This is a genomic window from Leptolyngbya sp. FACHB-261 (assembly GCF_014696065.1).
Lineage (GTDB): Bacteria > Cyanobacteriota > Cyanobacteriia > FACHB-261 > FACHB-261 > FACHB-261.
In genome coordinates, this window is sequence record NZ_JACJPL010000013.1 from 193,082 (window position 1) to 201,745 (window position 8,664).

Below are 8,664 nucleotides of genomic sequence, written 5' to 3' on the forward strand. Positions count from 1 at the left end.
AGATGTTTTAGCGTTTAAGCAAGCGTCAGGATAAACGCAGCTATTTTTCGAAGGTAGAAAGAGCAGAACAAGCGCCACACTTGGCACAGCCTGCCTTAATTTCTGCGGAAGACATTCCGGCTTGTCTCAGCATCTTGCCAACTTGTGCATACAGAGCGAACATAAACTCGCTCTTGGGTGCAGGATGATTAGCGAGCGGCGTTCCGGTAATTGGGACAAAGGGTACGACAAAGGGATAAACCCCAAGCTGAATAAGACGCTCACTGGTTTTGAGGAGTGTTTCCAAGCTATCGCCTAGACCCGCTAGCAGATAAGTGCTGACCTGTCCCCAACCAAAAACATCAACCGCTGCCGCAAAAGCCTCGAAGTAATACTCCAGAGGTACAGTTGCTTTGCCGGGCATGATTTTGGCCCGCACCTGTGGGTCAGCGGCCTCTAAATGCATGCCTAAACTATCAATACCCGCGGCTCGCATGCGCTCCAACCAAATGAAATCATCGGGCGGTTCACACTGAGCTTGAATCGGAAGATTGACTCTGGCTTTCACTGCTCTAGCGCATTCAGTCAGGTAAGCTGCGCCGCGATCAGTGGTGTTGGGGGTTCCAGTGGTCATTACTAGATGTTTTACGCCATCTAGCCGTACCGCAGCCTCTGCCACCTCTGCCAATTGGTTAGGGGTTTTACGAGCAATGGTGCGCCCAGCGTTCAATGATTGCCCAATCGCACAAAATTGGCAGGAAGTTGCTGTGTCGTTGTAGCGCATGCAGGTTTGCAGAACCGTCGTCGCTAAAACGTCATGACTGTGCAGCAGGGCAATTTTCCAATAAGGAATCTCCTCAGCAGTTGTGAGATTGTAGAACTTGGGTTGCTTGGGAAACTCGATCGCTGTTACTGCAGCTCCATCTAGCTCTAAAACTGCTTCTGAAACTGCCTGATCTGCTGCCTGCTCAAGCTTGACCGTGTAGGGTGATTGCGCTGCCGTACTGTTAAAAATTGGCACCATCACTGTTGTGCCATCTACAGTCACGGCTTTGTGGTCGGAGGGACCTGCTCCACCTTTGCGTCCGTCAGCGCCAATCCCAGGTTTAATCAGCTTCAGCCCGTGGGACTGTAATTGTGTAATCAACTGTTGTTTGTTCACAGGCATTCAGCGTTCAGTTAACCTCTTCAGAACACGATTGAACGGCAATTAGGAATTAGTAATGAGCAATGAGGGGTCAACCGATACAGGCATTCCACTCGAAGTTTGCCCATTAGTCGATGCCTGCACCGGTTTTTCTGGCTCCTTGTCCAGTTCCTGCTTTCCAACTGTTTTCGTCAAAGCTCTAGCCTCCATATTCACTTGCAGCCGTAGTAGATCGGGACGGGCATAATGCCCTACACAATCCATCATTCGCTTGCGTTTAGTGATCAGGGAGAAGTCCAAGTCAGCAATGGCAATTCCCTCTCCTTCAGTGATCGGTGTACAGAGATGATTGCCCTCGGGACCGATGATTGCGGTGTTACAGCCACCACTCAGTACTCGCTGTAACTGAGGATCGGCAGTAATCTGTGCTACTTGTTCAGGCGAGAGCCAACCAGTGGCATTGACGACAAAACAGGCAGATTCCAAGGCATGATGTCGGATCGTGACTTCGATTTGATCAGTGAAAATCTGCCCGACTAAGGAACCAGGAAACTGAGCACAGTGAATCTGTTCGTGTTGAGCCATGAGGGCAAATCGAGCCAGTGGATTGTAATGCTCCCAACAGGCAAGGGCCCCAAGCTTGCCTACGGCTGTATCCAGCACCTTTAAGCCCGAACCGTCCCCCTGCCCCCAGACCATCCGCTCGTGGTAAGTGGGGGTAATTTTGCGTCGCTTGAGGAGCAGCGTGCCATCAGCGTCGAAGATCAGCTGGGTATTGTAGAGCGAACCGTTGTCCCGCTCGTTCACCCCCAGCACCACGACCATACTGTGAGAGCGGGCTGCACAACTGATTGCCTCTGTGACCGGTCCAGGCACTGTCACCGCTTCTTCGTAGAGCCGCATGTGCTCTTTGCCCATCAGCACCGCAGGCTGCACAAACGAAAAATAGGGATAGTAGGGAACAAAGGTCTCAGGAAAAACGACCAGTTGCGCGCCTTCTTTAGCCGCTTGGTCTATCGCCTGTAAAACTTTTTCGGTTGTGCCATCACAGCTAAACAGAACCGGGCTAATTTGTACGGCTGCCGCTCGAACTTTACGGGAGTAATCCACGGTTTGTCTCTAGAGAGTCCAGGTATCGAGAATGAGTGCACCATCTTTACGATGCAGGAGCACCAGATCCAACACATCGAGGGGACTAATCGGACGAATTCCCGGAATCAGAGACGGTTCGCCGTGGCCGTATAAGGCTTGTAAGGCGAAGCGACAGGCGTAGACTTTGCCGCCTTCAGAGATGAATTTGCTGATCTGATTATTAAAGTTCTGATGTCCAGGGAAGGCTTCATCCCCGATCTTAGGAAAGCCGCGCTGAACGCCCAAAGTGACACCAGGACCATAAAGTAGAATTGAGGTTTCGAATCCCTTACGTTGCAAGCGGGTCGCCTGCAATAGATTCACGAAACCAATCGAACCTTCAAAGGCAACCGTGTGGAAAGTTACGAGTGCTTTTTCGCCTGGGTCTGCTTTGACGTCAGGAAATACTTTTTCTTCGTAATCGACAAAGAAGTCACCAACTTGATGGGCGGGGGCGGTTACTTCAGGCATAGTTTTCTCCTAAGGCCATAAGGTTTGTAGTTCCTAGAGCTAACAGAGAATGGAAATGCTCAATAAAGTCACTTGGAAGAAGTGAGATCTACACAAACAACTCAATCTCCAGGCTCTAGGGGTGCTGTAGGCAATTAACAGCATTAACTGTTTGGTTTAACCTCCAGCCCTTGGGGTTGTGTGCAAGGTTAAGTTCCGCTTCAATGAGGTTTTGTATCTACCAATACGAAAGCTTTAGGTCTAGCACTAAGACCAGGCATAACAAGCGATACGGTTCAGATTGAACTAAACTTGTCCTCCATACCTGTCGATTTCGATAGGTTAACCATGGTTGGTTGGAACTCAGCTGTATTTTTTAGCCAATCCAGCCATTCACCATGACCTGATGCAGCGCCTGATAGCGAGTCCGTGCCTTTAGCTTAGTAAGAGTGTTATTCATATGAAACTTGACGGTGCTCTCGCTGATCATGAGCTGGCTAGCAATATCGCGGTCCCGCAGCCCCTGAGCCAGTAAAGCCATAATTTCCAATTCCCGGTCTGAGAGCAGTTGCTGCACAGTAGCGGCGTCGATTCCCCAACTCTTACCTTGACTGGCTGCTCCAATCGCCTGCCGTAGCTGCTCCGGACTGACTGATAAATCAATCTGGGCTTTAATTCCCTTCGGGACTGCCTGCTTTTTCTGATTAATCCATATGCCTCGTTTAGCAGCTTGGCATTGCACCAGATCATCAGTCAGTAAAGGCACCTCGTCGTCGGCTGTATCGCAAACTCTTAGCCCTGCTAAAAAAGCTAAGTGAGTGAATGCCAACTGCAAACCTGGAGAACTACAACGAATTTGCAAGCGCGCTCCCAGAGCAGAGTGAGGATAGGGAATCTTGAGTAAGATCTGAATTGCACGCTGGTTACTTTCGATTTGAGTGTGTAGGGTTCCCCCTAAACAAGCAGTCGTGAAGAACAAATCGCCTAAGACTGATCGCACCCACTCTTTAGGCTCCTCAGTGTTTAGGTCGGGGGCAGGAACAATGGCTTCCAGTGCAACAGATTCTGCCGTGTAAATTAACCGACAATAAGCACACTTGAGCTGATTTAAAATTTCTGCTGTTTGTAGAAAAACGTGAATCAGGGGTAGCGATAGAGGTTGCTCTGTGCCGACTAGTGTTAAGCGAGCCGAAGCTAAAATGCTGGCAATCTGATCAGATAGCGAAAGATAATTAAAAGATAAGCTCTGGGCTGAAGACTGCCAAGACTCCTTCTCTTTTTGATGTTGCAAAGCTGCATCTAAGGCAACTGTCACCATTGTGCACAGAGTTTGTAAAACCTCTAAAAACTCTGGTGCCATTGTGTGATAACTGAAGGTCGCTAAGACACCAACAACTCTGCCTTTAATGGCCAGAGGATAACCTGCAAAACCTCGAATATTGTTAGCAATTGCCCATTCTCGATTGCCCACCCAAGGCTCATCAGCTAAGTTATTGCTGAGGAAAGAAACACGGTTCTGAGCGATTTTGCCAACTTTGTAGGCTCCCATTGGGATCTTGGCAAAGAACCCATTGACATGGGTATACATGCCAGAGGAGGCGACCAGCCTCAGAGTCTTTTGATCTGGTTCCAAAAGCCAGATTCGGGCAAAGGCGCAATTGAATTTTTCAACCAGCCCACGCGTCACCCAGGCTGCAATTTCCTCTGGGTCAAGACAGCCCGAGAAACCCTGAGCGATCTCATTGCCTTGTTGTAAATCGAATAGGAGCCGTGTCGAATCGAGTAATTCAGCGATGGGGTCAGGCATTGAACGTCTATCGAAGACTCCAATCTCATTGATGCCTAAATCCCTCCTTGACTCTGTATCTCAACTCACTTCTGCTGGTATTCGAGCCCTACAGCCCTGGCTTAGGACGGTTTCTGCGCAGCCAATAAGCTTAGGTCCTGCTGCATTGCAAGCATGACTTTATCGGAGAGCGGTTGTCCGGCTTTAAATTCATGGGCAACTTCCGCAATCCGCTTGAGGTACTGCTCCGATTTCCCTAAGCTCCTAGCTGCCTGATACCAAGCGCGTAAACTCTCAACTGAAGTGGCAGGTGCCTGAGCCGTTTTAGGGCTGTTCTGATTCAAACTCAATCGCTCTTTAGGACTCTCTAAAGCTTCTAACGGCTTCTTCCGGCTCCGCTTAGTAGTAGTGCGGGCTTTGGCTGGCTGGTTCTCTTTGACTGCTGGTCTTTTTGTGACTGGTCTTTTGGCTGGCTGGCTTTGCCCCGGTTGAAACTTCGGCTCAGCTGCCGAGTTCGTCTTGGTATGAGGTGTTTCCCAAGTCTTGCGCAGATCTGACCAGAACATCACTACATCAGCACAACCATTTTCACACTTCAGGAAATACTTCTTAGCGACCTTTTTAGAGGGCAGCTTGGACATAGATTGTTTGCATTGGGGGCACTTGGTTCGAGAGCGCTCTCGTTCTCGTGAGCCAGTGCGTGGCGGCGCAGTTGGAAATTGAGCCAGGATTACCTTTTTAGCCTTTTCCAAAGCAGGAATGAGATAGGCCTGATTCCAACTGACTAGGTATGCCTCCCAAAGTTGTTTGCCTTCTGCAATCTGGTCCAGGCTTACTTCCATTTGCGCGGTGAATTCGCTTTCTACCAAGTCCGGAAGCCCTGTGGTTAGAACTTGATCGGTTTCTAAACCTAAGGCAGTTGGGTGCAAAACCTTGCCCCGAGTCTCAACATACTCACGCTGTTTGAGAATGCCAACAATGGCTGCAAATGTGGAAGGACGGCCAATGCCTTTTCGCTCCATCAGCTGTACTAATTTTGGTTCGCTATAGCGAGGTGGTGGCTGAGTTTGTTTCTCTTCGTGAGCAGCTTTTTTAAGTTGCAATTGCTGATTTTGGGTGAGTTCTGGTAAGGCGACGGCAGTGTCCAAGTTGTCCCAATAGCGGCTGTAACCAGCAAATTCAACGACCATGCCCTTTGCCTGCCAAAGCAGAGGACCAGACTGAATCAAGGCACGGGTTTTGAGCAGACGAGCTGCTGCACACTGTGAAGCCAAAGCCCGTCGCCAGATCAGGTCATATAGACGGTGCTCATCCTGGCTTAGACAGCCAGCTAAAGCTTCGGGCGTGAGGCTAATTTCGGTAGGCCGAATCGCTTCATGGGCCGCTTGGGACTCAGCTCGATTACGATGCCGCGTTTGTTTGGCAGGCAGGTTCTGAGGATCATGCTGCTGTAGATAGGCTCGTACTGCCTCAACAAACTCAGGCGCAAGCGCAACACTATCTGTGCGCATGTAAGTAATCACGCCCTGTCGCTTGCCGCCGGGTAGATCCACACCCTCATAGAGCTTCTGAGCGACTTGCATCGTCTTCTCCGGCGAGAAGCTGAGTAGGGCACCTGCGCTCTGTTGCAGTGAACTGGTAATGAAGGGCGGGGGCGGCGGCTTGTGGGTCTCTTGCCCTTCAACACTCACCACCTGATGGACATGCTGCCGCGCCAGCTTGACCAAGCGCTCGGCCTCCTCTAGGCTGGTCACCCGCCTGGATTCGGGTGCTTTTACCCGCTCTTGGGCATCAGTGGCATCGTCTAGGTTGGCTTCTGGATTGGCTTCTGGGTCTACTGCGGTTTCAGGGGCATGAGTCTCAGGGGCATGAACTGTCCCTTGTACCGAACCGTGGTAGTAAGCCCGGAACCCCTGCTGATACTCGCACCAGACAGACCAGTAGGTTTGGGGAACGAAGGCTTGAATTTCACGTTCGCGCAAGCAGACTAGATGGAGCGCTGCGCTCTGCACTCGCCCGGCTGATTTACCTCCCGTCGATTGCCACAGCAAGGGCGAGACTCGATAGCCCACAAGCTTGTCGAGACACTGACGGCAACGCTGAGCGCTTACCAAGTGCTCGTCAATCGGTCGGGGCGAACGTAGCGCTGCACGTACGGCCTGCTCTGTGATTTGCGTGTAGGTAATGCGTCTGGGATTGCGCAGCTTCAACTCCCGAGCCAAGTGCCAGGCGATAGCTTCCCCTTCGCGGTCGGAATCAGTGGCTAGATAGACCTCTGATGCCTGCTTGGCTGCGGCGCGCAGTTTGCTGATCACCTCTTTGCCCCGGTCACCCCGAGGGACGTAGCGGCACTCCACCCGGTCAAAGTGGAGGTCGAAGCCCAAGGAATCCACACCATCGTTGGCTAGAGCCATGATGTGACCGACACTGGCCTGCACGTCCCAGCCAGCGCCTAGTAATTTGCGCAACGTGCTGAGTTTTCCTGGACTTTCACAAATCAGAAGCTTAGGCATGGTCCTCGCATTGGGAGCCGCCAGTGGCGATTTGATCAGCTGTGGCTTGACAAGCTTGAGCTTTGTTAAACCTAGGCCCCCTATTCATGCTGCCTCAAGGCTAAGGCAATTGCAGGGACTCGGCACTGAAGCTAACGCTTCCTATCTAGCAGGTTCTACCTAGAACCTATGGATCTAACGAAGAATTCAATGAAGGTAGATTAAGAAATTAAAACAAATACTCAGCTCTGAAATCGAGGTCACAGTCAGGTTTATCAAACAGTTTTTCAAAATCTCTTTGAAATTTCTACAGGAGATATTCGTCTTTCCTCAAAAGCTTAATCCTCCGTAAAAGCCGCAACAGAACTTCATTAGCTTTGTGCCTTAATCCCGGTTTTAACTGTTTGGATTGACTACGTTTTATCGCCTTCAATTTCAAACTTTTTTATCATAGAAATGTGCCCGTAACCACACAAAAATAGTGTAGAGAATAACCCCCTTTAGATAGAGGGAGGAGAGTGTTAGGGGAGGTCTAATGTCCTCAAGAGATCACTCTCTTGAAACAAGGAACTTCTACCCCCGGTCAAGAACTACGCCGGGGGTTTTGTTGTGCGTTGATTTTAGTTTCAGGCCATAAAAAACAGCAGGGACGAGGTGACCTCGTCCCTGCTGTAAGTTGTGAGCAAAAATCAAACAGACTGGAGTGAGAAGGAGAGCGCTATTTCAGAACCGGTTGGCTCAGAGTGATAGCGCGCTCTACGGCTATTTCAGCGGACTTAGCCAAACTTACCGGCAGTTGAAGCAATTACAAAGGCCGCGTAAGTCAAGACGTAGCCGACTGTGAAGTGAGCTAAACCAGTCAACCAACCTTGAACGATGGACAGAGCAACGGGCTTATCTTTCCAACGAACTAGGTTCGCTAGAGGCGTGCGCTCGTGAGCCCAAACTAGGGTCTCGATCAGCTCTTGCCAGTAGCCTCTCCAGGCAATTAGGAACATGAAGCCAGTCGCCCAAACTAAGTGTCCGAAGAGGAACATCCAGTTCCAGACTGACAGGTTGTTCATGCCGTAGGGGTTGTAGCCGTTGATCAGCTGTGAGCTATTTAGCCACAGGTAATCGCGCAGCCAGCCCATGATTGTCACTGAAGACTCGTTGAACTGAGCCACATTACCTTGCCACACCGTCAGGTGCTTCCAGTGCCAGTAGAAAGTGACCCAGCCAATCGTGTTTAGCATCCAGAAGAACGCTAGATAGAAAGACTGTTCCCAGGCAGAAGTTTGGCAGGTGCCGCCACGGCCAGGACCGTCGCAGGGGAAGGTGAAGCCGAAGTCCTTTTTGTCGGGCATCAACTTGGAACCGCGAGCATCCAACGCACCCTTGACACAGATCAGAGTGGTGGTGTGCAGACCCAGAGCGATGGCGTGGTGAACTAGGAAGTCGCCAGGACCAATGGTCAGGAACAGCGAGTTCTTGCCACTGTTAATCGCGTCTAGCCAACCAGGCAACCAAATGTTGTTGTGGTTGGGCCAAGCCGTTGAAGCCAAGCTATCCGGGTTGGACAGCAGTACGTCTAGGCCGTACAGAGCCTTGCCGTGAGAGGCCTGGATGAACTGAGCGAACACAGGCTCGATCAGAATCTGCTTCTCAGGCGTGCCAAAGGCTTGCATCACGTCGTTGTG

At 50.7% G+C, this 8,664-nt stretch carries 6 protein-coding genes; all 6 read right to left on the minus strand.

The genetic code is table 11. The features are described from left to right. Window positions 1–40: 40 nt before the first annotated feature. Window positions 41–1,147, minus strand: a complete 1,107-nt coding sequence (locus H6F94_RS06095) for an MSMEG_0568 family radical SAM protein (protein WP_199320240.1) — start codon at window positions 1,145–1,147, stop codon at window positions 41–43. 42 nt (window positions 1,148–1,189) lie between these two features. Continuing rightward, window positions 1,190–2,236: a Nit6803 family nitrilase gene (locus H6F94_RS06100; protein ID WP_190801326.1), complete on the minus strand. Its 1,047-nt coding sequence runs from the start codon at window positions 2,234–2,236 to the stop codon at window positions 1,190–1,192. Between the two features lie 9 nt (window positions 2,237–2,245). After that, window positions 2,246–2,728 (minus strand): MSMEG_0572/Sll0783 family nitrogen starvation response protein, encoded by a 483-nt coding sequence (locus tag H6F94_RS06105; protein WP_190801327.1) that lies wholly within the window; start codon window positions 2,726–2,728, stop codon window positions 2,246–2,248. A 355-nt stretch (window positions 2,729–3,083) separates the two neighbouring features. Then, window positions 3,084–4,514: a LuxR C-terminal-related transcriptional regulator gene (locus H6F94_RS06110; RefSeq protein ID WP_190801328.1), complete on the minus strand. Its 1,431-nt coding sequence runs from the start codon at window positions 4,512–4,514 to the stop codon at window positions 3,084–3,086. A 101-nt stretch (window positions 4,515–4,615) separates the two neighbouring features. Next, on the minus strand, window positions 4,616–7,006 hold the full coding sequence (topA, locus tag H6F94_RS06115) for a type I DNA topoisomerase (protein ID WP_190801329.1): 2,391 nt from the start codon (window positions 7,004–7,006) through the stop codon (window positions 4,616–4,618). A 755-nt stretch (window positions 7,007–7,761) separates the two neighbouring features. Next, window positions 7,762–8,664 (minus strand): photosystem I psaA/psaB family protein (locus H6F94_RS06120; protein ID WP_524537848.1); only part of this gene is annotated, 903 nt, incomplete at its 5' end.